Consider the following 24,094-nt stretch of genomic DNA (forward strand, 5'->3'; position numbering starts at 1 on the left):
ACGGCAGCTCCTACAGGGATCGGTGTAGGAGCTGCCGCAGGCTGCGATCTTTTAAACGGCCTCCACAGAAACCTGTTGGCTTGAGCCAAACGTCAGGTATTCAACCAATTCCGCCAACGGCAACGGCCGGCTGATCAGATAACCCTGCACCTGATCGCAGCCAAACCCGCGCAGCAGCTCCAGTTGCTCCGGGGTCTCGACCCCTTCCGCCACCACTTCCAGATGCAGGTTGTGCGCGAGATTGATCATCGCGTGCACCAGTTTGCGGTTCTCCTCGCGCTGCTCCATGCCACCGACAAAGCTCTTGTCGATCTTCAGCAAGGTAATCGGCAGGCTGTTGAGGTGCACAAACGAGGAGAACCCGGTACCGAAATCATCCAGCGAGAAACGCACACCGAGGCGGCCGAGGGCGTCCATGGTCTGCTTGACCAGATCGCTGCGGCGCATCACCGCCGTTTCCGTCAGTTCGAATTCCAGCCACTGCGCTTCAACGCCGCGCTCAGCGATCAAGCGGCTCAATGTCGGTAACAACTGACTGTCCTGAAACTGGCGGAACGACAGGTTGATCGCCATGTGCAGCGCCGGCAAACCGCGCTCGCGCAACGCCTGCATATCGCGCAGGGCCCGGGAAATCACCCAGTAACCCAACGGCACAATCAAGCCGCTCTGCTCGGCCAGTGGCACGAACTCGCTCGGCGGCAGTAGGCCGCGCTCGCTGTGACGCCAGCGCACCAAGGCTTCGAGGCCAACAATCTGGCCATCCTGCATGTTCAGACGGGGCTGGTAATGCAGCTCCAGTTCATCGCGACGCAAGGCTCGGCGCAGCTCGCTTTCCAGATCAGCCATGCTCCGCGCGTTGCGGTTGATGCGTTCGTTGAAGATATGAAAGGTGCAGCCTTGCGTGCTCTTGGCCTGCTGCATGGCGATGTGTGCATGCCACATCAGCGGATCGGCACCGCCCTGCGCACGGGCGTGGGCGATGCCGAGGCTGGAGCCGATCAACAGGCTTTCGCCATCGACCCAATAAGGTTCGGCGAGCGCTTCGGTGATGCGTTCGGCCATCCACTCGGCGCGTTGCGGCGCACGGCGGGTGTCGATCAGCAGAGCGAATTCGTCGCTGCCCAGCCGCGCCAGTTGATCACCGGCCTCCAGCTGACTTTTCAGCCGCGCGACGACTTGCAGGATCAAACGATCGCCCGCCTGATGACCGAGGGCGTCGTTAGCGTGGCGGAAGTTGTCGAGATCAAGATGCCCGAGGGCCAGGCCGCGACCGTCGTTTTCTGCGAGGCGCGCCGTCAGCAAGGTCTGGAAACCCTGACGGTTGGCAATGCCGGTCAGCGGATCCTGTTCGGCGAGGCGTTGCAGGGTGTTTTCGAGAACGCCGCGTTCGCGCACATGGCGCAGGCAACGGCGCAGCATGCCGGGGTCGAGGGCGTCGAACACCAGCCAGTCACTGACGCCAACCGGCGCGGTGTCCGGTTCGTGTTCCAGCAACAATACCGTCGGCAGGCTGCAGCGGCCGGGTGCCGGTTGCAACGCAGGAAGGGTCAACAACACCGCGTGGCGATTGTCTTCGAACAAACTGCTGACCGACTCCCAGCTCGGCGCGCTGATCAGCACCGCCGCGCTTCCCATCGGAGCCAGACACTCACGCAATAACGCTGTCCACGCTGGCTCTTCGGCCAGTAGCAGCAAACGCAAGGGTTCGACAGGCGTAGACAAGCTAGCTCCCTAGACTCTGCAAAGATGTGGGCGGGGCATTATGCCGTTGCGCCGTTCAATGACCAAATGACAACGGTTATCAAAACGTTATTTTGTGTCACGAATGAGAACATTAGCCGCAAAATCACCGCGCATCCTCCGCGAAAGTAACAAAACCGGCAAATTTGAATCGCGTGGTACGTCACAAGTCGGAGAGAGCAGCACAAATCGCTGAGCCTGTTAAAATGCCGGCCCATTTCGTCAACGACTCCCGAATTTTCGTATGTCCCGACTCAATCCCCGGCAGCAAGAAGCCGTGAACTACGTCGGCGGCCCTCTATTGGTGCTCGCCGGTGCTGGCTCCGGCAAGACCAGCGTGATCACGCGCAAAATCGCGCACCTGATCCAGAACTGCGGCATCCGCGCCCAGTACATCGTCGCCATGACCTTTACCAACAAGGCCGCGCGCGAGATGAAAGAGCGGGTCGGCACCCTGCTGCGCGCCGGCGAAGGGCGTGGCCTGACCGTCTGCACCTTCCACAACCTCGGTCTCAACATCATCCGCAAGGAACACGCGCGGCTGGGCTACAAACCCGGTTTCTCGATTTTCGACGAGACCGATGTCAAAGCCCTGATGACCGACATCATGCAGAAGGAATACGCGGGCGAAGACGGCGTCGACGAGATCAAGAACATGATCGGCGCCTGGAAAAACGACCTGATCCTGCCGCCTCAGGCGCTGGAGAACGCGCGTAATCCCAAGGAACAGACTGCCGCCATCGTCTACACCCACTATCAGCGCACGCTGAAAGCGTTCAACGCAGTGGACTTCGACGACCTGATCCTGCTGCCGGTCAAACTCTTCGAAGAACATGCCGACATCCTCGAAAAGTGGCAGAACAAGGTCCGTTACCTGCTGGTCGACGAATACCAGGACACCAACGCCAGCCAATACCTGCTGGTGAAAATGCTTATCGGCAAGCGCAACCAGTTCACCGTGGTAGGCGACGACGACCAGTCGATCTACGCCTGGCGCGGCGCGCGACCGGAAAACCTGATGCTGCTCAAGGACGACTATCCATCGCTGAAAGTGGTGATGCTCGAGCAGAACTACCGCTCAACCAGTCGTATCCTGCGTTGCGCCAACGTGCTGATCTCGAACAACCCGCACGAATTCGAAAAGCAGCTGTGGAGCGAGATGGGCCACGGCGACGAGATCCGCGTGATCCGCTGCCGCAACGAAGACGCCGAAGCCGAGCGCGTGGCCATGGAAATCCTCAGCCTGCACTTGCGCACCGACCGTCCGTACAGCGATTTCGCGATCCTTTATCGCGGTAACTATCAGGCCAAGCTGATCGAGCTGAAATTGCAGCATCATCAGGTGCCGTATCGCCTGAGCGGTGGCAACAGCTTCTTCGGCCGTCAGGAAGTGAAAGACCTGATGGCCTACTTCCGCCTGATCGTCAACCCGGATGACGACAACGCCTTCCTGCGGGTGATCAACGTGCCGCGCCGGGAAATCGGCTCGACCACGCTGGAAAAACTCGGCAACTACGCCACTGAACGCAAAATCTCGATGTACGCTGCCACCGATGAAATCGGTCTGGGCGAGCATCTGGACAGCCGCTTCACCGATCGCCTGTCGCGCTTCAAGCGCTTCATGGACAAGGTCCGCGAGCAGTGCGCCGGCGAAGACCCGATCTCGGCACTGCGCAGCATGGTCATGGACATCGACTACGAGAACTGGCTGCGCACCAACAGCTCCAGCGACAAGGCTGCCGATTACCGGATGAGCAACGTCTGGTTCCTGATCGAGGCGTTGAAAAACACCCTCGAGAAGGACGAAGAAGGCGAAATGACCGTCGAGGACGCCATCGGCAAACTGGTCCTGCGCGACATGCTCGAACGTCAGCAGGAAGAGGAAGACGGCGCCGAAGGCGTGCAGATGATGACCCTGCATGCGTCCAAGGGTCTGGAATTCCCTTACGTGTTCATCATGGGCATGGAAGAGGAAATCCTCCCGCACCGTTCCAGCATCGAAGCCGACACCATCGAAGAGGAACGCCGCCTGGCCTACGTGGGCATCACCCGCGCGCGCCAGACCCTGGCGTTCACCTTCGCCGCCAAGCGCAAGCAGTACGGCGAGATCATCGACTGCGCGCCGAGCCGCTTCCTCGATGAGCTGCCGCCGGACGATCTGGCATGGGAAGGCAACGACGACACACCGACCGAAGTCAAAGTCGTGCGCGGCAACAGCGCATTGGCTGATATACGCGCGATGTTAAAGCGCTAGAATTGACCACTTTTTTTACTAGACCTTCGGCGCACAAAGCGCCAAAAGAGGACAGCTTCATGGAAGCATTGCAGCAGAAAATCCGCGAACAAGGCATTGTGCTTTCCGACCAGGTCCTGAAGGTCGACGCCTTCCTGAACCACCAGATCGACCCGGCCCTGATGAAGCTGATCGGCGACGAATTCGCCGCGCTGTTCAAGGATTCCGGCATCACCAAGATCGTCACCATCGAAGCCTCGGGCATCGCCCCGGCGATCATGACCGGTCTGAACCTCGGCGTGCCGGTGATTTTCGCCCGCAAGCAACAGTCCCTGACCCTGACGGAAAACCTGCTGTCGGCGACCGTTTACTCGTTCACCAAAAAGACCGAAAGCACCGTGGCCATCTCCCCGCGCCACCTGACCAGCAGCGACCGCGTGCTGATCATCGACGACTTTTTGGCCAACGGTAAGGCCTCGCAAGCGCTGATCTCGATCATCAAACAGGCCGGCGCCACCGTTGCCGGTCTGGGCATCGTCATCGAGAAGTCATTCCAGGGCGGCCGCGCCGAACTTGACTCGCAGGGCTACCGCGTTGAATCGCTGGCTCGGGTGAAATCGCTGACGGGTGGCGTCGTTACCTTCATCGAGTAAACCAGCCACACCGCAATACCCTGTGGGAGCGAGCCTGCTCGCGAATGCTTTGGGTCAGTCGACATCTTGGTCGACTGATACACCGCTTTCGCGAGCAGGCTCGCTCCCACAGTGGGTTTTGCGGTGTGCAGTTACTGCGCGGTGGCTTTGAGGCCGGTGAGGAGCAAGCGCTGGAAGAGGTCTTCTCTCAGGCCTTCCGGGTTTGTGAGTTGCATGCGTTCGAGGTGTTCGGGGTAGAGCGATGCCTCGGGGGCGTCGAGGGCTGCTTTGCCGAGTTCGAGGATTTCGGTAAGTTTGAACTTGCTCTTCAGCCAGTTCAGCGCCCGCAGCAGATCCCGTTCGATCGCGGTGAAATCACAGCCCAGCGGATACTCCGGAAACAGCTTCGGATGGCGCGCGGCGATGGCCTGCAAACGCTGCGGGGTGTTGTCGGCAAAGCGTGGATCGAGACGGAAATCCTTTGGCAGCTTGCCGACCTTTTGCGCTTGTTCGATCAGGCCCTGCTGGAAGCGTGAATCGCTGATGTTCAGCAGCGATTCGATTACCACTGCGTCGGACTTACCGCGCAGGTCGGCGATGCCGTATTCGGTCACGACGATGTCACGCAGATGCCGTGGGATCGTGCAGTGGCCGTATTCCCAGACGATGTTGGAGCTGACGTCGCCGCCGGATTCACGCCAACTGCGCAGGATCAGAATCGAGCGCGCATCGTGCAACGCATGGCCCTGCGCGACGAAGTTGTACTGCCCGCCGACACCGCTGAGCACCCGCCCGTCTTCCAGTTGATCCGCCACGCCAGCGCCAAGCAGAGTCATGGTGAACACGGTATTGATGAATCGCGCGTCGAGACGCTGCAAGCGCTTGAGCTCTTCCTGCCCATACAACTCGTTGATGTAACTGATGCGGGTCATGTTGAATTCGAGGCGTTTGCTCTGCGGCAACTCGCGCAGGCGCTCGTAGAAACTGCGCGGGCCCAGGAAGAATCCGCCGTGCACGGAAATACCGTCAGTTTGCGCGGTCTCGTCGAGGGTGCCGGCGTTGGCCTGTTCCTGCGTCGGTACATCGGGGTAAACCTTGCGCCGGATTATTCCGGCATCCGCCAGCACCAGCAGGCCGTTGACGAACATTTCGCTGCAACCGTAAAGGCCTTTTGCGAACGGCCCCGTGCCGCCCTCGCGTGCGATCAATTGCGCCCACTGGCTGAGGTTGATGTCGTCGAGCAACGCTTTATAACCGGCGTTATCCGCCTGACGCGCCAGCAATGCGGCAGTCAGCGCATCACCCATCGAACCGATGCCGATCTGCAGCGTGCCGCCGTCGCGCACCAGCGTACTGGCGTGCACACCGATGAAATGATCCTGAAACCCAACCGGCATGTTCGGCGTGGAAAACAGCGTGCTGCTGTCCTTTGCATCGATCAGCAGGTCGAAGGTGTCGATATCGACTTCGGCATCGCCCGGCATGTACGGCAGATCGGTGTGAACCTGGCCGACCAGCAAAATGGTCTCCCCGGCGTCGCGGCGTTTGGCGATCATCGGCAACAGGTCGAGGGTGATGTCCGGGTTGCAGCTCAGGCTCAGGCGATCTGGGTGTTCGCTACTGCTGGCCAATAACTGCGCCACCAGATTGAGGCCGGCGGCGTTGATGTCGCGGGCGGCGTGGCTGTAGTTGCTGCTGACGTAATCCTGCTGGGCCGGCGCGCTGTTGAGCAGGCTGCCGGGTTGCATGAAAAACTGTTCGATGCGGATGTTGGCGGGCAGGCTGTCGCGGTGCAGGTCGGCGAGGAAATCGAACTCCGGGTAATCACCGAAGACCCGCTCGACGAAGGGTTCGATAAAGCGCTTTTGCAAACCGTCGCCCAGATTCGGCCGGCCGAGGCACAGTGCGGTGTAGATCGTCAGGTGCCGCTCGGGCAGGTCTTTGATCCGCCGGTACAGCGCGTTGACGAAGTGATTGGGTTTGCCCAGGCCCAGCGGCATGCCCATGTGGATATGCGCCGGCAACCGCGCCAGCACGTCGTCCACTGCCTGTTCGATCGAACACAACTGCACCATCTGAAGCCTCCTGCCCGTTCCGTGAATAGGGGTAGACCGAGATTGCCTTGAGTTTGCTGCAAAGAACAGCGTCAGATTGCCCTCACCCTAACCCTCTCCCGGAGGGAGAGGGGACTGAATGGGGGATATTGGGGAGATACGCCGACTTGAAATAGCTTTGCTGAATCCATAATCGCTAAGGTCTTTCAGGTCGATGTAAAGCGCCAGACACCTCGGTCGGCTCCCTCTCCCTCCGGGAGAGGGCTGGGGTGAGGGGCTCTTGAATCGCAGGCACAAAAAAACCGTCCGAAGACGGTTTTTTTCGTCAGAAGCGCGGCTTATTTCAGGCCGGACATCTTCTCGATTGCACCTTTGAGCTCGGCATCCGAGCAATCGGCGCAAGTGCCTTTTGGCGGCATCGAGTTGATACCGGTGATGGCTTTGGCAAGGATGCCGTCGAGGCCGCCCTGGTGATCGGCACGTTCTTTCCACGCGGCCGTGTCACCAATTTTCGGCGCACCCAACAGGCCGGTACCGTGGCAAGCGTTGCAGTGCTTGGCAATCACTTCATCCGGGGTTTTCGCGCCGCCACCGCCGCCGGCAGTTGCCGCCACTTCCATCCCCTTGCACTCCTGCCCTTGCACACACACCTGGCCGACCGGCTCGAGGCGTTTGGCAATGTCGTCATTCGTCGCAGCTTGAGCGCTGACAGCCCAGAGGGCCAGTACGGTTGCTGGTGCGGCCAGCATTTTCATAATTAGGTTCACGCGTTCACCCTCAATGGTGGCTATTCACGCCTGCGGCCACGGTTCGCAGGCGGGCGGAAGTATAGCGGGTAGCCCGTCACACTGAAACAACCCCATAGTCGAAGGGGTTATACCGCACGGTAGAAAAACTGTCCGGGTGCCTTTGCCGTAATGGCTTGGCACCTCTTTGTTAAAAATTCGCTGGCGTGGCTGCGCTGATTAGTCGCGCAGGCGCGTCGAACGGATTACGGAAACGATGCGGCTTGGTACTTTCAAAGTAGTAGCTGTCGCCGGCTTCGAGAATAAAAGTTTCCAGACCCACCACCAGTTCCAGACGACCTTCCACCAGAATTCCGGTTTCCTCACCTTCATGGGTGAGCATTTCTTCACCGGTGTCAGCGCCTGGCGGGTAGATTTCATTGAGAAACGCAATGGCGCGGCTGGGGTGCGCGCGGCCGACCAGTTTCATGGTCACCGCACCGTCGGAAATGTCGATCAGCTCGTTGGCCTTGTAGACGATCTGGGTCGGGACTTCCTGCAGGATTTCTTCGGAAAAGAACTCGACCATGGACATGGGAATCCCGCCCAGTACCTTTCTCAGCGAACTGATCGAAGGGCTGACGCTGTTCTTTTCGATCATCGAAATGGTGCTGTTGGTGACGCCCGCGCGTTTGGCGAGTTCACGCTGGGAAAGCCCTTTGAGCTTGCGGATCGATTGCAGTCGTTCACCGACGTCCAAGGCGCGAGCCTCCTGATGTTGTAAGAATATTGAGCGTTATCATGGCGACAGCGTTCAGTATTTACAACACTTGGCCCCCGCAGCGGCGTCAACCCTCGGAATAGAGCCTTGGCACCCGGCGCAGGTTGCAGAAGATCTGGTACGGGATGGTGTCGGCCCACTGCGCCACTTCGCTGGCGAGGATGTTTTTGCCCCACAGTTCGACGGTCGAACCGAGGTCGGCTTCCGGCACGTCAGTGAGGTCAATGCAAAGCATGTCCATCGACACACGACCGAGAATGCGACTGCGCTTACCCGCCACCAACACTGGCGTACCAGTCGGCGCCTGCCGCGGGTAGCCATCGGCATAACCCATGGCGACCACGCCGATGCGCATTGGCTTGTCAGTGACGAATTTGGCGCCGTAGCCGATCGGCTCGCCGGCGGGCAGTTCACGGACGCAGATGACTTTCGACTCCAGGGTCATCACCGGCTGCAGACGATCGGCGACGGCGTTGGCTTCTTCGAACGGCGTTGCACCGTAGAGCATGATGCCCGGACGCACCCAATCACTGTGGATCTGCGGCCAACCCAGTACGGCGGGCGAGTTGCGCAGGCTGACTTCCGCCGCCAGGCCCTGACGCGCCGCTTCAAACACCGCAACTTGCTCGGTGCTGCTCTGCGCGTGCAGCTCATCGGCGCGGGCGAAGTGGCTCATCAAGACGATCTTCGCCACTTTGCCGCTGTCCAGCAGACGCTGATAAGCCGCTGCATAATCCTTCGGATGCAGACCCACGCGGTGCATGCCTGAATCGAGCTTCAGCCACACGGTAATCGGTTTGCTCAGCGCTGCTTGTTCGATCGCTTCGAGCTGCCACAGCGAATGCACTACGGTCCAGAAATCGTGCTCGACGATCAGCGCCAGCTCATCGGCTTCAAAGATGCCTTCGAGCAACAATACCGGGGCCTTGATGCCGGCCGCGCGCAACTCTAAAGCTTCCTCGATGCAGGCGACGGCAAAACCATCGGCCTCGGCTTCCAGCGCCTGCGCGCAACGCACCGCGCCATGGCCATAGGCATCGGCTTTGATCACGGCGAGCGCCTTGGCGCCGGTGACTTCGCGGGCAATTCGGTAGTTGTGGCGCAGGGCTTGAAGGTCGATCAGGGCACGGGCAGGACGCATGGCGGCAGACTTCTAGGCGGTCATGGGAAGAAAAACCGGCGCCGACTGACGACGTGAACCGCCAACAGCGCCGGGAGAGGGATCTTTACAACGCGTTACGGCAGCGCGGCGACGATAGAGATTTCTACCAGGATGCTCGGCTTGGCCATTTTCGCTTCGACGGTGGCGCGGGCCGGGGCAGCGCCTTTTGGCAGCCACTGGTCCCACACCGAGTTCATTCCGGCGAAGTGTTCATCGATGCCGTTCAGGTAGATCGTCGCCGACAGCAAATGCTGTTTGTCGGTGCCGGCCAGATCGAGCAAACGCTCGATATTGGCAAGAACTTCGCGAGTCTGCTGTTCAATTCCGCCGTCAAAGTCGTCGCCGACCTGCCCGGCCAGATACACGGTGCCGTTGTGGCTGACGATCTGACTCATGCGCTCATTGGTGAGCTGGCGCTGGATTGACATGTTTTGCGGACTCCTGAATTTTGTTGCCATAACGGGAAATATCGAGGCCTTCGGCGCTGATCTGTGGCTTTTTCTTCGCCATCAGGTCGGCCAGCAAACGACCGGAACCGCATGCCATGGTCCAACCGAGCGTGCCGTGGCCGGTGTTGAGGAACAGGTTCTTGAACGGCGTGGCGCCAACGATCGGCGTGCCGTCCGGGGTGGTCGGACGCAGGCCGGTCCAGAAACTCGCCTCGGCCAGATTGCCGCCCTGAGGATAAAGGTCGTTGACGATCATCTCCAGGGTTTCGCGGCGACGCGGGTTCAGCGACAGGTCAAAACCGGCGATCTCGGCCATGCCGCCGACGCGGATGCGGTTGTCGAAACGGGTGATTGCGACCTTGTAGGTCTCGTCGAGAATGGTCGACGTCGGGGCCATTGCCGGATTGGTGATCGGCACGGTCAACGAGTAACCCTTGAGCGGATACACCGGGGCCTTGATGCCGAGCGGCTTGAGCAGTTGCGGCGAGTAGCTGCCGAGCGCCAGCACGTAGCGGTCGGCGGTTTCCAGTTTGCCATCGATCCACACACCGTTGATGCGATCACCGGCGTAGTCGAGTTTCTGGATGTCCTGACCGAAGCGGAATTCGACACCGAGCTTCACCGCCATTTCGGCGAGGCGTGTGGTGAAGATCTGGCAGTCGCCCGTCTGGTCGTTCGGCAGGCGCAGGGCACCGGCGAGGATGTCGGTGACACCCGCCAGGGCCGGTTCGACGCGGGCAATGCCGGCGCGGTCGAGAACCTCAAACGGCACGCCGGATTCTCTCAGCACGGCGATGTCTTTGGCGGCGTTATCCAGTTGCGCCTGGGTGCGGAACAGCTGAGTGGTGCCGAGGCTGCGGCCTTCGTAGGCAATGCCGGTCTCCGCACGCAGTTCGTCGAGGCAGTCGCGGCTGTACTCGGACAGACGCACCATGCGCTCCTTGTTCACCGCGTAGCGGTTGGCGGTGCAGTTGCGCAGCATCTGCGCCATCCACAGGTACTGATCGATGTCGGCGGTGGCCTTGATCGCGAGAGGGGCGTGGCGTTGCAGCAGCCACTTGATCGCTTTGAGCGGTACGCCCGGCGCAGCCCACGGCGAGGCATAACCCGGCGACACCTGGCCAGCGTTGGCGAAACTGGTCTCCATGGCCGCGGCTGGCTGCCGGTCGACCACCACCACTTCAAACCCGGCACGGGCCAGATAGTAAGCACTGGCGGTACCGATGACGCCGCTACCCAAGACCATTACACGCATTTTGTGTCCCTCATCGCGGCAGGGCCGCGCACGTCTGTTGTTAGAGCAATGATGCGCGCAGTGTAAAAAAGAAATGCCAGTGCTTTTCACTATATAAGCGCCTATATTTGGCGACAATTCTCGGCAAAAACCCTTTTCACGGAGGCGCATCCCCTATGCGTACCAACACTCAGACCAAACGTGAGCTGGACAAGATCGACCGCAACATCTTGCGGATCCTGCAGGCGGACGGGCGGATTTCCTTTACCGAACTCGGCGAAAAGGTCGGGCTGTCGACCACGCCGTGCACCGAGCGCGTGCGGCGTCTGGAGCGCGAAGGAATCATCATGGGCTACAACGCCCGGCTGAATCCGCAGCACTTGAAGGGTAGCTTGCTGGTGTTCGTCGAGATCAGCCTCGACTACAAATCCGGCGACACTTTCGAAGAGTTCCGACGCGCGGTGCTGAAGTTGCCGCACGTGCTGGAATGTCATCTGGTGTCAGGGGATTTCGACTATCTGGTGAAGGCACGGATTTCCGAGATGGCCTCGTACCGCAAGCTGCTGGGCGACATTCTGTTGAAGCTGCCACATGTGCGGGAGTCGAAGAGTTATATCGTGATGGAAGAGGTTAAGGAGAGCCTGAACCTGCCGATTCCGGATTGAGGTTTTTAAGATGATCGTTCCCACGCTCTGCGTGGGAATGCCTCTTCGGAAGCTCCGCGTTCGGCATTTGGGACGCAGAGCGTCCCGGGCTGCATTCCCACGCAGAGCGTGGGAACGATCTTTTTAGACCAACACCTGCCGATTCGCCGCCATGTACTCGAAAATCTGCTTTTCAACTCGCGGATGAATCAGCTCCACCGGCCGCCGCTCATTCGGGCAAGGCAAGGTTTTGGTCGTACCGAATAACCGGCAAATCAACGGCCGCTCCTCATACACCGTGCAGCCATTCGGCCCCAGATGCACACAGTTCAACTCTTCCATTGCCGCATCCTGTTCGGCGCGAGTCTTGCGCGGCAGGCGGGCCATTTCTTCCGGCGAAGTGGTCACCGGGCCGCAGCAGTCGTGGCAGCCGGGCACGCACTCGAACGAGGGGATCTGCTGACGCAAGGTGCGGACTGTCTGGCTGTTGCAGCTCATCGAAACGGTAACCAAGGTGGAATAGGTGGCAATTGTGCCGCAAAAGCCGTGATCCAGACACCGCAGGCCGACCAGTGTTGCCCACGTTCGGGCGTGCGGCTTATGCTCCGTCAAATTTTCTCGACACCTTAGCCGTTGGATGACGCCCATGACCGCCCGCGCCCACACTTCCGCGAGCCAACCCCACGTTGCCTCTTATTACGCCGCCAGCAGCCTGCCGCAGCCCGATCATCCAGTGCTGCAAGGTGAAGTGCTGGCCGATGTCTGCGTGGTTGGCGGTGGCTTTTCCGGGCTGAACACCGCGCTGGAACTGGCTGAACGCGGCCTCAGCGTGGTGTTGCTCGAGGCGCACAAGATCGGCTGGGGCGCCAGCGGCCGCAACGGCGGGCAGTTGATTCGCGGCGTCGGTCACGGTCTCGATCAGTTCGCCAACGTCATCGGTGCCGACGGCGTGCGCGAGATGAAACTGATGGGCCTGGAAGCGGTGGAAATCGTTCGCCAGCGCGTGGAGCGTTTTCAGATTGCCTGCGATTTGACCTGGGGCTACTGCGACCTCGCCAACAAACCGTCCGACCTCGAAGGTTTTGCCGAAGACGCCGAAGAACTGCGCGGCCTCGGCTATCGCTACGAAACCCGTTTGCTGCAGGCCAACGAAATGCACACGGTGGTCGGCTCCAAGCGCTATGTCGGCGGTTTGATCGACATGGGTTCAGGACATCTGCATCCGCTGAATCTCGCGCTGGGTGAAGCGGCAGCGGCGCAGCAGTTGGGCGTCAAACTGTTTGAACATTCGTCGGTGACGCGTATCGATTACGGACCTCAAGTGAAGGTGCACACGGCGCAAGGCTCGGTACGCGCGAAGACGCTGGTCCTCGGCTGCAATGCCTATCTCAATGGTCTGAATCCGCAACTCAGCGGCAAAGTCCTGCCGGCCGGCAGCTACATCATCGCCACCGAGCCGTTGAGCGAAGCACAGGCACATAACCTGCTGCCGCAGAACATGGCGGTCTGCGACCAGCGTGTCGCGCTGGATTACTACCGGCTCTCGGCCGATCGCCGCCTGCTGTTTGGCGGTGCCTGCCATTATTCAGGACGTGACCCGAAAGACATCGCCGCGTACATGCAGCCGAAGATGCTCAAGGTTTTCCCGCAAATGGCCGGGGTGAAGATCGATTTTCAGTGGGGCGGGATGATCGGCATCGGCGCCAATCGCTTGCCGCAGATTGGCCGGCTCAACGATCAGCCGAACGTGTATTACGCCCAGGCCTACTCAGGCCACGGCGTGAACGCCACGCACTTGGCGGGCAAGTTGCTCGCCGAAGCAATCAGCGGGCAGCACAGCGGTGGCTTTGACCTGTTCGCAAAGGTCCCACACATCACCTTCCCGGGCGGCAAGCATTTGCGCTCGCCGTTGTTGGCGTTGGGGATGTTGTGGCATCGGATGAAAGAGTTGGTCTGATTGATCGTTCCCACGCTCTGCGTGGGAATGCATCCAGTGACGCTCTGCGTCACAACGGACGCGGAGCGTCCGGGGCGGCGTTCCCACGCAGAGCGTGGGAACGATCAGTGGTTGTCAGATCCGCCAGAACGGCTTCAACCCCTCCTCCAGCGCCTGCTCACGGGACAGCCCGATGTCCTTGAGCTGGTCCGCCGTCAGCGCCAGCAACGCCTTGCGCGTGTGCAGACGATGCCAGAACAGATTCCAGCGACTCAGGTCGGACGGTGCGTTACGCATGATCTCATTGCGTGCACGATCCTTCTGCCCTGCCGCCAGTTCCTGACTGTGTAACGTCAGCCGCACATCGCTCAAGCCGTTCATTTTCAATGCTCCTGTTTACTTGGGTAGCCAGAGATTCCATGATGCGCGGGCGAGCAAAACCATTACAGATTCAAAGCGACTGTATTAAATCCATACAGATTTGCCGCTTTGCCCTCTGAATTGTCGATTTTTGCTGCATCTGTACTGGTTTATCGAATCACCGCACCGAGGCAGCGCCATGACCCTTTATGTAAACCTCGCCGAACTGCTCGGCACGCGCATCGAAAACGGCTTCTATCGTCCGGGTGACCGACTGCCGTCGGTGCGCGCCTTGAGCGTCGAACACGGGGTCAGCCTGAGCACGGTGCAGCAGGCCTATCGCGTACTTGAAGACAGTGGCCTGGCCACGCCGAAACCCAAGTCCGGTTACTTTGTGCCGGTCGGCCGCGAATTGCCGGAGCTGCCAGCCGTTGGCCGCCCGGCCCAGCGGCCGGTGGAGATTTCGCAATGGGATCAAGTGCTGGAGTTGATTCGCGCGGTGCCGCGCAAGGATGTCGTGCAACTGGGTCGCGGCATGCCGGACATCAGCTCGCCGACGATGAAACCGCTGCTGCGCGGACTGGCACGGATCAGCCGCCGTCAGGACATGCCCGGTCTGTATTACGACAACATTCACGGCACTCTCGAACTGCGCGAACAGATCGCTCGACTGATGCTCGACTCCGGCTGCCAGTTGAGCGCCAGCGACCTGGTGATCACCACCGGTTGTCACGAAGCGCTGTCCACCAGCATCCACGCGATCTGCGAGCCGGGCGATATCGTTGCGGTGGATTCGCCGAGCTTCCACGGCGCCATGCAAACGCTCAAAGGCCTGGGCATGAAGGCCCTGGAAATCCCCACCGACCCGCTCACCGGGATCAGCCTCGAAGCGCTGGAACTGGCGCTGGAGCAATGGCCGATCAAGGTCATTCAGCTCACCCCGAATTGCAACAACCCGCTCGGCTATATCATGCCGGAGTCGCGCAAACGTGCCTTGCTCAACCTCGCGCAGCGCTTCGACGTGGCGATCATCGAAGACGATGTGTATGGCGAACTGGCCTACACCTACCCGCGCCCACGAACGATCAAATCCTTCGACGAAGACGGCCGCGTGCTGCTCTGCAGTTCGTTTTCCAAGACCTTGGCGCCGGGGCTGCGCATTGGTTGGGTCGCACCGGGCCGATACCTCGAGCGCGTGCTGCACATGAAATACATCAGCACCGGATCGACCGCACCGCAGCCGCAGATCGCCATCGCCGAATTTCTCAAGGCCGGCCATTTTGAACCGCATTTGCGGCGCATGCGCACGCAATACCAGCGCAGTCGCGACATGATGATCGACTGGGTGACCCGCTATTTCCCGGCAGGCACCCGCGCCAGTCGACCGCAAGGCAGTTTCATGTTGTGGGTTGAATTGCCGGAAGGTTTCGACACCCTGAAACTCAATCGTGAGTTGCACGACCAAGGCGTACAGATTGCCGTCGGCAGCATCTTTTCCGCCTCGGGCAAGTACCGCAATTGCCTGCGGATGAACTACGCTGCCAAACCGACAGCGCAGATCGAAGAAGCGGTGCGCAAGGTTGGCGAGACGGCGGTCAGATTGCTGGCCGAAGCCGACTGACTTTTTTCCAGAGAACCGCGTCCATATGCCGACCCTAGCCGCCATTCGGAATGACCCTACGTGAGCTTCAGACAGCCCCTGTTCGCTTTGCTGTTACTCGCCTCGTTCCTGAGTGGCTGTGCCAGCCTTGATGTTCCGCGCGAGCCGAGTCAGGCGTTGCCGGCATCCGATTCCAGCTTCGGCCGTTCGATTCAGGCGCAAGCGGCGCCCTATCAAGGCCGCTCGGGCTTTCGCCTGCTGTCCAACAGCAGCGAGGCGTTCACCGCACGCGCCGAGTTGATCCGCAACGCCCAGAGCAGTCTCGATCTGCAGTACTACATCGTCCATGACGGCATCAGCACGCGAATGCTGGTGGAGGAACTGCTCAAGGCTGCCGATCGTGGCGTGCGCGTGCGCATCCTGCTCGACGACACCACCAGCGACGGTCTGGACCAGATCATCGCCACACTGGCGGCGCATCCGCAGATCCAGATTCGCCTGTTCAACCCGCTGCATCTGGGCCGTAGCACCGGCGTCACCCGCGCGGCGGGCCGTTTGTTCAACCTGTCGCTGCAACACCGGCGCATGCACAACAAGCTGTGGCTGGCCGACAACAGTGTGGCCATCGTCGGCGGGCGCAATCTGGGTGACGAGTATTTCGACGCCGAGCCGAACCTGAATTTCACCGACATCGACATGCTCAGCGTCGGGCCGGTGGCCGAGCAGCTTGGGCACAGTTTCGACCAGTACTGGAACAGCGCCCTGAGCAAACCGATCGACGAATTCCTTACCAGCCAGCCGACCGCCAAGGATCTGGAAAACACCCGCACGCGTCTGGAAGAATCGCTGGAAGAAACCCGCAAACAGAATCACGCGCTGTATCAGCAGTTGATGACGTTCAAGACTGCGCCGCGCATGGATATCTGGCGCAAAGAGCTGATCTGGGCATGGAATCAGGCGTTGTGGGACGCGCCGAGCAAGGTCTTGGCCAAGGGTGAGCCGGATCCGCAATTGCTGCTGACCACGCAGTTGGGCCCGGAACTGCGCGGCGTCAGCAAAGAGCTGATCATGATTTCGGCGTATTTCGTACCGGGCCAACCGGGTCTGGTGTACCTGACCGGTCGCGCCGATGCCGGGGTGTCCGTGAGCTTACTGACCAACTCGCTGGAAGCCACCGACGTGCCAGCGGTACACGGTGGCTATGCGCCGTATCGCAAAGCGTTGCTGGAGCACGGCGTAAAGCTGTATGAGCTACGCCGCCAGCCTGGGGATAACTACGGCAGCGGCCCGCATGTGTTTTACAGCAAGTCGTTTCGCGGCTCGGATTCAAGCCTGCACAGCAAGGCGATGATCTTTGATCGGCAGAAGTCGTTTATCGGCTCATTCAACTTCGACCCGCGCTCGGTGCTGTGGAACACCGAGGTCGGGGTCTTGGTCGACAGCCCGGAGCTGGCCGAGCATGTGCGTGAATTGGCCTTGCAGGGCATGGCGCCCGCATTGAGTTATCAGGCGAAATTGCAGGATGGCCAGATTGTCTGGGTCACCGAAGACAACGGCCAGATGCACACGCTGAGCAAAGAACCGGGGAGCTGGTGGCGACGGTTCAATGCGTGGTTCAGCACCACGGTCGGCCTGGAACGCATGTTGTAATCAGACAGTGATTGCCCGGAACTCTGGGTCATGCGGGCTCGGTTACTGTGCCAAAGGCGCCCTGTCGCAACAGCAGAATCACCAGGCCAAACGCGCCAATCGCCATCAGCAGCGGCAACGCATGCCCGCTGATCCACTGACTGCCCGCCCCCGCCGCAAGCGGCCCGACCAGACAACCGACACCCCACAACTGCGCGATGTGCGCATTGGCACGCACCAGTGCATCATCGCGATAGCGCTCGCCAATCAAAATCAGCGACAAGGTAAACAGGCCTCCGGCACTGGCGCCAAACAACACCCACAATGGCCAGATCAGCAGTGTGTCGAGCAACAGCGGAATCGCCAGACTCGACAGCATCAACACCACCGCACAGCCTGCAAACAACGTACGCCGCGACAGGTAATCGGCCAACGCGCCAATCGGCAGTTGCAGCAACGCATCGCCGACTACCACGGTGCTGACCATCGCCAGCGCGATCTCGGCAGTGAAGCCCTGTTGCAGGCAATACACCGGCAGCAACGTCAGGATCATCGCCTCGAACGCGGCGAACAACGAAACCGCCCAGGCAATCGCCGGCAACTCACGGGCGAAGTCCCACAATTCCTTGAACGTTACGCTGCTGGCTTCACTGCTCGGCGCACCGCTGCGGCCCAGTAACAGCAACGGTGAAACCAGCAGCAGGCCGACGCCGACCCAGAAACCATAATCATGCTCGGTGCCCAGCGCGCCCAACAGCAACGGCCCCGACAGCTGGCTCAAGGCATAGCTGCTGCCATACAGCGCCACCAATCGGCCGCGCCAGTTTTCGACCACCAGTTGATTGATCCAGCTCTCGCCGAGGATGAACACGATGGTCAGGATCACGCCGATCATCAGGCGCAGCACCAGCCAGATCGGGTAACTCGGCAACAGTGCCAACAAGCCGATCGACAGTGCCCCGGCCCACAGGCACAGGCGCATCAGGTTCGCCGTGCCGAAGCGCGCCGCCAGATGGCTGGAAATCTTCGCGCCCAACAGCACGCCAATCGCCGGCATCGCTGCCATCACACCGATGGCGAAGGAACCGTAACCCCAGCCTTCCAGGCGCAACGACACCAACGGCATGCTGACCCCCAGGGCCAGACCGACACTCAAGACAGACGCCAACACGGCGAAATACGTCGCCCAACGCATGGTCCACGCTCCTGTGGATAATTTTTATGTGCACCACAAAACCACTGTGGGAGCGAGCTTGCTCGCGAATACGGTTTCACATTCAGCAGATTTGCTGACTGATACACCGCATTCGCGAGCAAGCTCGCTCCCACAGGGGATCTCTGTATGGCTCAGGAGCCTGATTGCATCAGGCTCCCTTAACGGCTTACAACTTGATCCACGTCGCTTTCAGCTCGGTGTACTTGTCGAACGCATGCAGCGACTTGTCGCGGCCGTTGCCCGATTGCTTGAAGCCGCCAAACGGCGCGGTCATGTCGCCGCCGTCGTACTGGTTGACCCAGACGCTACCAGCACGCAGTGCCTTGGCGGTCAGGTGGGCCTTGGAGATGTCCTGGGTCCAGACTGCGGCGGCCAAACCGTAAGGCGTGTCGTTGGCGATCTGGATCGCTTCTTCAGCCGTATCGAAAGCGATCACCGACAGCACTGGGCCGAAGATCTCTTCCTGAGCGATCTTCATCGCGTTGCTCACGCCGTCGAAAATCGTTGGCTCGACATAAGTGCCACCGGTTTCCTGCAGAATGCGCTTGCCGCCGGCGACCAGTTTGGCGCCATCGGTATGACCGGATTCGATGTACGACAGCACGGTGTTCATCTGCTGAGTGTCGACCAGCGCACCAACGTTGGTGGCCGGGTCCAGCGGGTTGCCCGGTTTCCAGGTTTTCAGCGCCTCGATCACCATCGGCAGGAATGTGTCCTTGATCGAACGCTCGACCAACAGACGCGAACCGGCGGTGCACACTTCGCCTTGGTTGAAGGCAATGGCGCTGGCCGCAGATTCAGCCGCAGCCTGCAGATCCGGCGCATCGGCAAAGACGATGTTCGGGCTCTTGCCGCCGGCTTCGAGCCAGACGCGTTTCATGTTCGATTCGCCGGAGTAGATCATCAGTTGCTTGGCGATCTTGGTCGAACCGGTGAACACCAGCGTGTCGACATCGTTGTGCAAGGCCAGCGCCTTGCCGACGGTGTGACCGTAGCCCGGCAGCACGTTGAGCACGCCTTTCGGAATACCGGCCTCAACGGCCAGCGCCGCGATGCGGATGGCGGTCAGCGGGGATTTTTCCGACGGTTTGAGGATCACCGAGTTACCGGTCGACAGCGCCGGGCCGAGCTTCCAGCACGCCATCATCAACGGGAAGTTCCACGGCACGATAGCGCCGACCACACCCACTGGCTCGCGGGTTACCAGACCCAGTTGGTCGTGCGGCGTAGCCGCGACTTCGTCGTAGATCTTGTCGATCGCTTCACCGCTCCAGCTCAGCGCTTGCGCCGCGCCCGGAACGTCGATGTACAGCGAATCGCTGATCGGCTTGCCCATGTCGAGCGTTTCGAGCAGGGCCAGTTCTTCGGCGTGCTGCTTCAGCAGACCGGCAAAACGGATCATGGTGGCTTTGCGTTTGGTCGGCGCCAGGCGCGACCAGACGCCGGAATTGAAGGTGGCGCGGGCGTTTTCCACGGCGCGCTGAGCGTCGGCGGCGTCACAGCTGGCAATCTTGCCAAGCAGACGGCCATCGACCGGGCTGATGCATTCGAAGGTCTCGCCGGAGACCGCGTCGGTGTATTCGCCATTGAGGTAGGCGCGGCCTTCGATTTTCAGGTCGCGGGCGCGTTGTTCCCAGTCGGCACGAGTCAGGGTGGTCATTTCGAGTGTCCTCCGCTTGTTGAATACGAGCGCCGCGCGATCTTCGCCAGCGTCCTCAGGAATTCTGCCCGGCCAGCCGGTTTTTCGGCCAGAGGCACCCGCCACCCTAAACCAGCGGCCGGGGTTGTTTCAATATATTTGACATAAGCGCGCTATACGGCCTTGCGGTGTTCAATTTAATAAACATAGACTTTCGCCCATTCCAACCATCGCGCCGTCATCACGGGAGAAAACAACAATGAACATCCAGAACGTCGTCGACATCAACCTCGCCAGCGGCGAAGCCGAACGCTATCGCCCGGACCCGGCGAAAGTGCTCAAGGGTGATCCTGAACAAGCGGTGTTCCATCAATACGACAGCCCTTGTGGGCAGATGGGCGTCGGCGTGTGGGAAGGTGCTGTGGGGCAGTGGACGGTGAATTACACCGAGCATGAATACTGCGAGATCTTGCAGGGTGTGTCGGTGCTGCGTGATGGCGATGGCAATGCCAAGACGCTGCGTGTAGGCGACCGGTTCGTGATTCCGGCAGGGTTTCGTGGCACCTGGGAAGTGCTTGAGGCTTGCCGCAAGATCTATGTGATTTTCGAACAGAAGGCTTGAGGATTTTCGCCGGCTGATCCGGCCCTTTCGCGAGCAAGCTCGCTCCCACAATTGGTATGTGTGAACAAAAAATCTTTGCCCTGCACCGATCCACTGTGGGAGCGAGCTTGCTCGCGAAGGCGTCAGGACAGGCGACACAAAAATCGAGGCAACAAAAAAGGCCCGTATCGTGAGATACGGGCCTTTTTCGTAAGTCGGGAAAAATCAATTACTTGATTTTGCCTTCCTTGTAGATCACGTGCTTGCGAACAACCGGATCATATTTCTTGATCTCGATTTTGTCCGGGGTAGTACGCTTGTTCTTGTCGGTAGTGTAGAAGTGACCAGTACCGGCGCTCGAGATCAAACGAATCAATTCACGCATGATTAGCTCCCTTAAATCTTGCCATCGCGGCGAAGTTCGGCGAGCACGACAGTGATGCCACGCTTGTCGATGATACGCATGCCTTTGGCAGATACGCGCAGACGCACAAAACGTTTCTCTTCTTCAACCCAGAAGCGGTGATGCTGCAGGTTCGGCAGGAAACGACGACGGGTTTTGTTGTTTGCGTGGGAAATGTTATTCCCAGTCACCGGACCCTTACCGGTAACTTGACATACTCTCGACATGCCTCAGCCCTCTAAAACCACATGCCCAACCCGGCATGGGTTGGCCGCTTAATCTCTCAGTCATTTGGCGCCAGGCGCCGCGTTTCTTTAGAGGTCTTACCGGCTACACCTACAGTGAAGGAACCGGGCCCCTAGAAAAGAGCGCTGCTTTATACCAGAAAGACTTCGGAGCAACAACAATCGGTGTGCAATCAATCCACAAAAAGACGCTTTTTCAGCCCGCGAACGCCTTGGATAAAGGCTGATATCGATTTTTACCACTCGTCGCAGAAAATCGCCTGCGCAGGCGTTTCCGACTTTTAACGTGACGCCGTGGTCTGAAAAGCTGCCATCACTGTGCCCCGAAAATGCAAAAAGGGGATAGTCATTTGTAATCCAGCCCTCTAGGGTAGGCCTTTTCCAGACTGCACTTGCAGATGGGCCTTCGATCTGTAAAAGGAAACCGACCATGCGCCTCGCTGCCATACCCCTGTTGCTCGCCCCGCTCCTGCTGAGCCCATTGGCCCAGGCCGCCGCGCTGAGCGTCTGCACCGAGGCCAGCCCGGAAGGGTTCGATGTGGTGCAATACAACTCGCTGACCACCACCAACGCCTCGGCCGACGTGCTGATGAACCGCCTGGTGGACTTCGACACTGCCAGCGGCAAAGTCGTGCCGAGTCTGGCTGATAGCTGGGAAGTCAGCACCGATGGCCTGACGTACGTCTTCAAATTGCATCCGCAGGTGAAATTTCACACGACCGATTACTTCAAGCCGAGCCGCGAGCTGACTGCTGAAGACGTCAAATTCAGCTTCGACCGCATGCTCGACCCGGCCAACCCGTGGCACAAAGTCGCCCAGAGCGGCTTCCCGCATGCGCAATCGATGCAGTTGCCAGCGCTGATCAAGAAGATCGACGCACTCGATCCGCTGACCGTGCGCTTCACCCTTGATCACCCGGACTCCACATTCCTGGCGACCCTGAGCATGGGCTTCGCCTCGATCTACTCCGCCGAATACGCCGACAAACTGATGAAGGCCGGCGCCACGGACAAGCTCAACAGCCAGCCGATCGGCACCGGCCCGTTTGTGTTCAGCCGCTTCCAGAAAGATGCGGCGATCCGCTACAAGGCCAACCCGGATTACTTCGGCGGCAAGCCTTCGGTTGACCCGCTGATTTTCGCCATCACCCCGGACGCCAACGTGCGCCTGCAAAAACTGCGGCGCAATGAATGCCAGATCGCTCTGTCGCCGAAACCGTTGGACGTACAGGCCGCACTGAAAGAGCCGACGCTGAAAGTCGAAAAGACTGACGCGTTCATGACCGCTTTCGTTGGCATCAACAGCCAGCATCCGCCGCTGGACAAGCCAGAGGTACGTCAGGCGATCAACCTCGCGTTCGACAAGGCCAACTACATCAAGGCAGTGTTTGAAGACACCGCGGAAGCGGCCAACGGCCCTTATCCGCCGAACACCTGGAGCTACGCGAAGAACCTGCCGGGTTACCCGCACGACGTAGCCAAAGCCAAGGCGCTGCTGGCCAAGGCCGGTTTGAAAGACGGTTTTCAGACCACAATCTGGACGCGCCCGTCGGGCAGCTTGCTGAACCCGAACCCGAGCCTGGGTGCGCAAATGCTGCAATCGGATCTGGCGGAAATCGGCATTCAGGCGGAAATCCGCGTGATCGAGTGGGGCGAACTGATTCGTCGCGCCAAGGCCGGCGAGCATGATCTGCTGTTCATGGGTTGGGCCGGTGACAACGGCGATCCGGATAACTTCCTCACGCCGCAGTTTTCCTGCGCTGCGGTCAAGTCGGGCACCAACTTCGCCCGCTACTGCAATGCCGATCTCGACAAGTTGATCAGCGCCGGCAAGACCACCAGCGAACAAGGTGTGCGCACCAAGCTGTATGAGCAGGCGCAGACGCAGATTCAGCAGCAGGCGCTGTGGTTGCCGCTGGCGCACCCGACGGCTTACGCATTGACGCGTAAAGACGTGCAGGGTTATTCGGTGAGCCCGTTTGGCCGACAGGACTATTCCAAAACCAGCGTCAAGCCATAAGCGGCAAGCCGCAAGCCGCAAGCTAGAGCTGTCCGCGCAGGGCTCTAGCTTGCGGCTTGTAGCTCGACGCTGGCCGCTGTTTTTTTACATCCAGCCACACTCCGCCATCGACAGCGGCTCACCATCACCGATGATGAAGTGATCGAGCACCCGCACATCAATCAGCTCCAGCGCCTTCTGCAAACGCTTGGTCAGCAATCGATCTGCCTGACTGGGGTCGGTGTTCCCCGACGGGTGGTTGTGGCACAGGATCACCGCTGCCGCATTGTTGGCCAGACAACGCTTAACGACTTCCCGAGGATGCACGCTGGTGTTGTCGATCGAGCCGCGAAACAGTATCTCAAAATTCAATACTTGATGTTTGGAGTCGAGAAACAGGCAACCAAACACCTCATGCGGCTCGTGACGCAGCATCGATTTCAGATAATCGCGAACCACCTGAGGGTTTTCCAGGGCTGGTTTCTGCCGTGATTTCTCAGCCAGATGCCGCCTGTTCATTTCCTGAGCAGCTTGCAGTTGCGCAAACTTCGCCGGCCCGAGACCCAATTGTTTGCTGAATGCGTCCTGATCGGCCTCAAGCAGCAAACGCAGGCTGCCGAACTGAGTCAACAGGTTGCGTGCCAGATCCACAGCACTTAATCCAGGCAATCCGGTACGCAAAAAAATCGCCAATAACTCAGCGTCCGAAAGACTCGCTGCCCCGTGCTCCAATAACCTTTCCCGCGGGCGTTCCGCCGCAGGCCAATCGCGAATACTCATACACATTCCCTGTCTGTGGGCGCCGCTGTTCC

The 24,094-nt window shown here is 59.8% G+C and carries 22 protein-coding genes; 8 read left to right on the top strand and 14 right to left on the bottom strand.

Going from position 1 to position 24,094, the window contains the following annotated elements; genetic code table 11:
- Positions 1-51: 51 nt before the first annotated feature.
- Positions 52-1,722: a putative bifunctional diguanylate cyclase/phosphodiesterase gene (locus ACZZ0G_RS10730; protein ID WP_463556121.1), complete on the bottom strand. Its 1,671-nt coding sequence runs from the start codon at positions 1,720-1,722 to the stop codon at positions 52-54.
- A gap of 262 nt (positions 1,723-1,984) precedes the next feature.
- Here ACZZ0G_RS10730 and rep point away from each other — a divergent pair, with 262 nt between their 5' ends.
- Both rep and ACZZ0G_RS10740 read left to right on the top strand, forming a co-directional pair.
- Entirely contained in the window at positions 1,985-3,994 is a 2,010-nt protein-coding gene (rep, locus tag ACZZ0G_RS10735) for a DNA helicase Rep (RefSeq protein ID WP_064116415.1), read from the top strand.
- A 59-nt stretch (positions 3,995-4,053) separates the two neighbouring features.
- The gene (locus ACZZ0G_RS10740; RefSeq protein ID WP_397484117.1) at positions 4,054-4,626 is read left to right on the top strand and encodes a xanthine phosphoribosyltransferase; all 573 of its coding nucleotides are present in this window, start codon (positions 4,054-4,056) and stop codon (positions 4,624-4,626) included.
- Between the two features lie 131 nt (positions 4,627-4,757).
- Here the strand turns inward: ACZZ0G_RS10740 and ACZZ0G_RS10745 are convergent, their stop codons facing one another.
- The 6 genes from ACZZ0G_RS10745 to dadA form a co-directional block, all read right to left on the bottom strand.
- Positions 4,758-6,680, bottom strand: coding sequence for an acetyl-CoA hydrolase/transferase C-terminal domain-containing protein (locus ACZZ0G_RS10745; RefSeq protein ID WP_463556122.1), 1,923 nt, complete (start codon positions 6,678-6,680; stop codon positions 4,758-4,760).
- A gap of 317 nt (positions 6,681-6,997) precedes the next feature.
- On the bottom strand, positions 6,998-7,414 hold the full coding sequence (locus ACZZ0G_RS10750; protein WP_430948063.1) for a c-type cytochrome: 417 nt from the start codon (positions 7,412-7,414) through the stop codon (positions 6,998-7,000).
- A gap of 181 nt (positions 7,415-7,595) precedes the next feature.
- Complete coding sequence (locus ACZZ0G_RS10755; protein ID WP_007920393.1) at positions 7,596-8,144, bottom strand: cupin domain-containing protein; 549 nt, start codon at positions 8,142-8,144, stop codon at positions 7,596-7,598.
- An 88-nt stretch (positions 8,145-8,232) separates the two neighbouring features.
- Positions 8,233-9,306 carry an alanine racemase gene (alr, locus tag ACZZ0G_RS10760; RefSeq protein WP_463556123.1) on the bottom strand — a complete coding sequence of 358 codons (1,074 nt, stop codon included), beginning with the start codon at positions 9,304-9,306 and terminating at the stop codon, positions 8,233-8,235.
- Between the two features lie 95 nt (positions 9,307-9,401).
- On the bottom strand, positions 9,402-9,755 hold the full coding sequence (locus tag ACZZ0G_RS10765; RefSeq protein WP_463556124.1) for a RidA family protein: 354 nt from the start codon (positions 9,753-9,755) through the stop codon (positions 9,402-9,404).
- Positions 9,727-11,031 carry a D-amino acid dehydrogenase gene (dadA, locus tag ACZZ0G_RS10770; protein ID WP_463556125.1) on the bottom strand — a complete coding sequence of 435 codons (1,305 nt, stop codon included), beginning with the start codon at positions 11,029-11,031 and terminating at the stop codon, positions 9,727-9,729. The genes ACZZ0G_RS10765 and dadA overlap by 29 nt, the downstream gene beginning before the upstream one ends.
- Before the next feature lie 155 nt (positions 11,032-11,186).
- Between dadA and ACZZ0G_RS10775 the strand changes: the two genes are divergently transcribed.
- A complete protein-coding gene (locus tag ACZZ0G_RS10775) occupies positions 11,187-11,675 on the top strand; it encodes an Lrp/AsnC ligand binding domain-containing protein (protein ID WP_003206849.1) in 489 nt (162 codons plus the stop codon).
- A 123-nt stretch (positions 11,676-11,798) separates the two neighbouring features.
- Here ACZZ0G_RS10775 and ACZZ0G_RS10780 read toward each other — a convergent pair whose 3' ends face one another.
- Complete coding sequence (locus ACZZ0G_RS10780) at positions 11,799-12,152, bottom strand: YkgJ family cysteine cluster protein (RefSeq protein WP_038359217.1); 354 nt, start codon at positions 12,150-12,152, stop codon at positions 11,799-11,801.
- A 148-nt stretch (positions 12,153-12,300) separates the two neighbouring features.
- Here ACZZ0G_RS10780 and ACZZ0G_RS10785 point away from each other — a divergent pair, with 148 nt between their 5' ends.
- Positions 12,301-13,611 carry an NAD(P)/FAD-dependent oxidoreductase gene (locus ACZZ0G_RS10785; RefSeq protein ID WP_463556126.1) on the top strand — a complete coding sequence of 437 codons (1,311 nt, stop codon included), beginning with the start codon at positions 12,301-12,303 and terminating at the stop codon, positions 13,609-13,611.
- A 114-nt stretch (positions 13,612-13,725) separates the two neighbouring features.
- Here ACZZ0G_RS10785 and ACZZ0G_RS10790 read toward each other — a convergent pair whose 3' ends face one another.
- Complete coding sequence (locus ACZZ0G_RS10790) at positions 13,726-13,971, bottom strand: DUF1127 domain-containing protein (protein ID WP_463556127.1); 246 nt, start codon at positions 13,969-13,971, stop codon at positions 13,726-13,728.
- A gap of 178 nt (positions 13,972-14,149) precedes the next feature.
- Here ACZZ0G_RS10790 and ACZZ0G_RS10795 point away from each other — a divergent pair, with 178 nt between their 5' ends.
- On the top strand, positions 14,150-15,571 hold the full coding sequence (locus ACZZ0G_RS10795; RefSeq protein WP_463556128.1) for an aminotransferase-like domain-containing protein: 1,422 nt from the start codon (positions 14,150-14,152) through the stop codon (positions 15,569-15,571).
- 60 nt (positions 15,572-15,631) lie between these two features.
- On the top strand, positions 15,632-17,200 hold the full coding sequence (locus ACZZ0G_RS10800; RefSeq protein WP_463556129.1) for a phospholipase D family protein: 1,569 nt from the start codon (positions 15,632-15,634) through the stop codon (positions 17,198-17,200).
- Positions 17,201-17,228: 28 nt separating this feature from the next.
- Here the strand turns inward: ACZZ0G_RS10800 and ACZZ0G_RS10805 are convergent, their stop codons facing one another.
- Both ACZZ0G_RS10805 and ACZZ0G_RS10810 read right to left on the bottom strand, forming a co-directional pair.
- Complete coding sequence (locus ACZZ0G_RS10805) at positions 17,229-18,374, bottom strand: MFS transporter (RefSeq protein ID WP_463556130.1); 1,146 nt, start codon at positions 18,372-18,374, stop codon at positions 17,229-17,231.
- Between the two features lie 187 nt (positions 18,375-18,561).
- A complete protein-coding gene (locus ACZZ0G_RS10810) occupies positions 18,562-20,055 on the bottom strand; it encodes an aldehyde dehydrogenase (RefSeq protein ID WP_016985821.1) in 1,494 nt (497 codons plus the stop codon).
- 238 nt (positions 20,056-20,293) lie between these two features.
- On the opposite strand from ACZZ0G_RS10810, the gene ACZZ0G_RS10815 reads away from it, so the two are divergent.
- Entirely contained in the window at positions 20,294-20,656 is a 363-nt protein-coding gene (locus tag ACZZ0G_RS10815; RefSeq protein ID WP_122596716.1) for a cupin domain-containing protein, read from the top strand.
- Positions 20,657-20,864: 208 nt separating this feature from the next.
- On the opposite strand, the gene rpmG is transcribed toward ACZZ0G_RS10815, so the two are convergent.
- Together rpmG and rpmB are read right to left on the bottom strand one after the other, a co-directional pair.
- Positions 20,865-21,020: a 50S ribosomal protein L33 gene (rpmG, locus tag ACZZ0G_RS10820; protein ID WP_003177274.1), complete on the bottom strand. Its 156-nt coding sequence runs from the start codon at positions 21,018-21,020 to the stop codon at positions 20,865-20,867.
- A gap of 11 nt (positions 21,021-21,031) precedes the next feature.
- On the bottom strand, positions 21,032-21,265 hold the full coding sequence (rpmB, locus tag ACZZ0G_RS10825; protein WP_007920377.1) for a 50S ribosomal protein L28: 234 nt from the start codon (positions 21,263-21,265) through the stop codon (positions 21,032-21,034).
- Positions 21,266-21,713: 448 nt separating this feature from the next.
- Here rpmB and ACZZ0G_RS10830 point away from each other — a divergent pair, with 448 nt between their 5' ends.
- On the top strand, positions 21,714-23,303 hold the full coding sequence (locus ACZZ0G_RS10830) for an ABC transporter substrate-binding protein (protein ID WP_463556131.1): 1,590 nt from the start codon (positions 21,714-21,716) through the stop codon (positions 23,301-23,303).
- Between the two features lie 84 nt (positions 23,304-23,387).
- On the opposite strand, the gene radC is transcribed toward ACZZ0G_RS10830, so the two are convergent.
- Positions 23,388-24,062, bottom strand: coding sequence for a RadC family protein (radC, locus tag ACZZ0G_RS10835; protein ID WP_463398348.1), 675 nt, complete (start codon positions 24,060-24,062; stop codon positions 23,388-23,390).
- Positions 24,063-24,094 lie beyond the last annotated feature (32 nt).

It is taken from the genome of Pseudomonas sp. AC169 (assembly GCF_979258515.1).

Coding starts and splice junctions, on each gene's coding strand:
- ACZZ0G_RS10830 (WP_463556131.1), top strand. CDS start 21,714: ATGCGCCTCGCTGCCATACCCCTGTTGCTCGCCCCGCTCCTGCTGAGC.
- rep (WP_064116415.1), top strand. CDS start 1,985: ATGTCCCGACTCAATCCCCGGCAGCAAGAAGCCGTGAACTACGTCGGC.
- ACZZ0G_RS10745 (WP_463556122.1), bottom strand. CDS start 6,680: ATGGTGCAGTTGTGTTCGATCGAACAGGCAGTGGACGACGTGCTGGCG.
- ACZZ0G_RS10785 (WP_463556126.1), top strand. CDS start 12,301: ATGACCGCCCGCGCCCACACTTCCGCGAGCCAACCCCACGTTGCCTCT.
- ACZZ0G_RS10775 (WP_003206849.1), top strand. CDS start 11,187: ATGCGTACCAACACTCAGACCAAACGTGAGCTGGACAAGATCGACCGC.
- ACZZ0G_RS10815 (WP_122596716.1), top strand. CDS start 20,294: ATGAACATCCAGAACGTCGTCGACATCAACCTCGCCAGCGGCGAAGCC.
- ACZZ0G_RS10740 (WP_397484117.1), top strand. CDS start 4,054: ATGGAAGCATTGCAGCAGAAAATCCGCGAACAAGGCATTGTGCTTTCC.
- ACZZ0G_RS10805 (WP_463556130.1), bottom strand. CDS start 18,374: ATGCGTTGGGCGACGTATTTCGCCGTGTTGGCGTCTGTCTTGAGTGTC.
- alr (WP_463556123.1), bottom strand. CDS start 9,306: ATGCGTCCTGCCCGTGCCCTGATCGACCTTCAAGCCCTGCGCCACAAC.
- ACZZ0G_RS10795 (WP_463556128.1), top strand. CDS start 14,150: ATGACCCTTTATGTAAACCTCGCCGAACTGCTCGGCACGCGCATCGAA.
- ACZZ0G_RS10810 (WP_016985821.1), bottom strand. CDS start 20,055: ATGACCACCCTGACTCGTGCCGACTGGGAACAACGCGCCCGCGACCTG.
- ACZZ0G_RS10780 (WP_038359217.1), bottom strand. CDS start 12,152: ATGAGCTGCAACAGCCAGACAGTCCGCACCTTGCGTCAGCAGATCCCC.
- ACZZ0G_RS10765 (WP_463556124.1), bottom strand. CDS start 9,755: ATGTCAATCCAGCGCCAGCTCACCAATGAGCGCATGAGTCAGATCGTC.
- ACZZ0G_RS10750 (WP_430948063.1), bottom strand. CDS start 7,414: ATGAAAATGCTGGCCGCACCAGCAACCGTACTGGCCCTCTGGGCTGTC.
- dadA (WP_463556125.1), bottom strand. CDS start 11,031: ATGCGTGTAATGGTCTTGGGTAGCGGCGTCATCGGTACCGCCAGTGCT.
- rpmG (WP_003177274.1), bottom strand. CDS start 21,020: ATGCGTGAATTGATTCGTTTGATCTCGAGCGCCGGTACTGGTCACTTC.
- radC (WP_463398348.1), bottom strand. CDS start 24,062: ATGAGTATTCGCGATTGGCCTGCGGCGGAACGCCCGCGGGAAAGGTTA.
- ACZZ0G_RS10790 (WP_463556127.1), bottom strand. CDS start 13,971: ATGAACGGCTTGAGCGATGTGCGGCTGACGTTACACAGTCAGGAACTG.
- rpmB (WP_007920377.1), bottom strand. CDS start 21,265: ATGTCGAGAGTATGTCAAGTTACCGGTAAGGGTCCGGTGACTGGGAAT.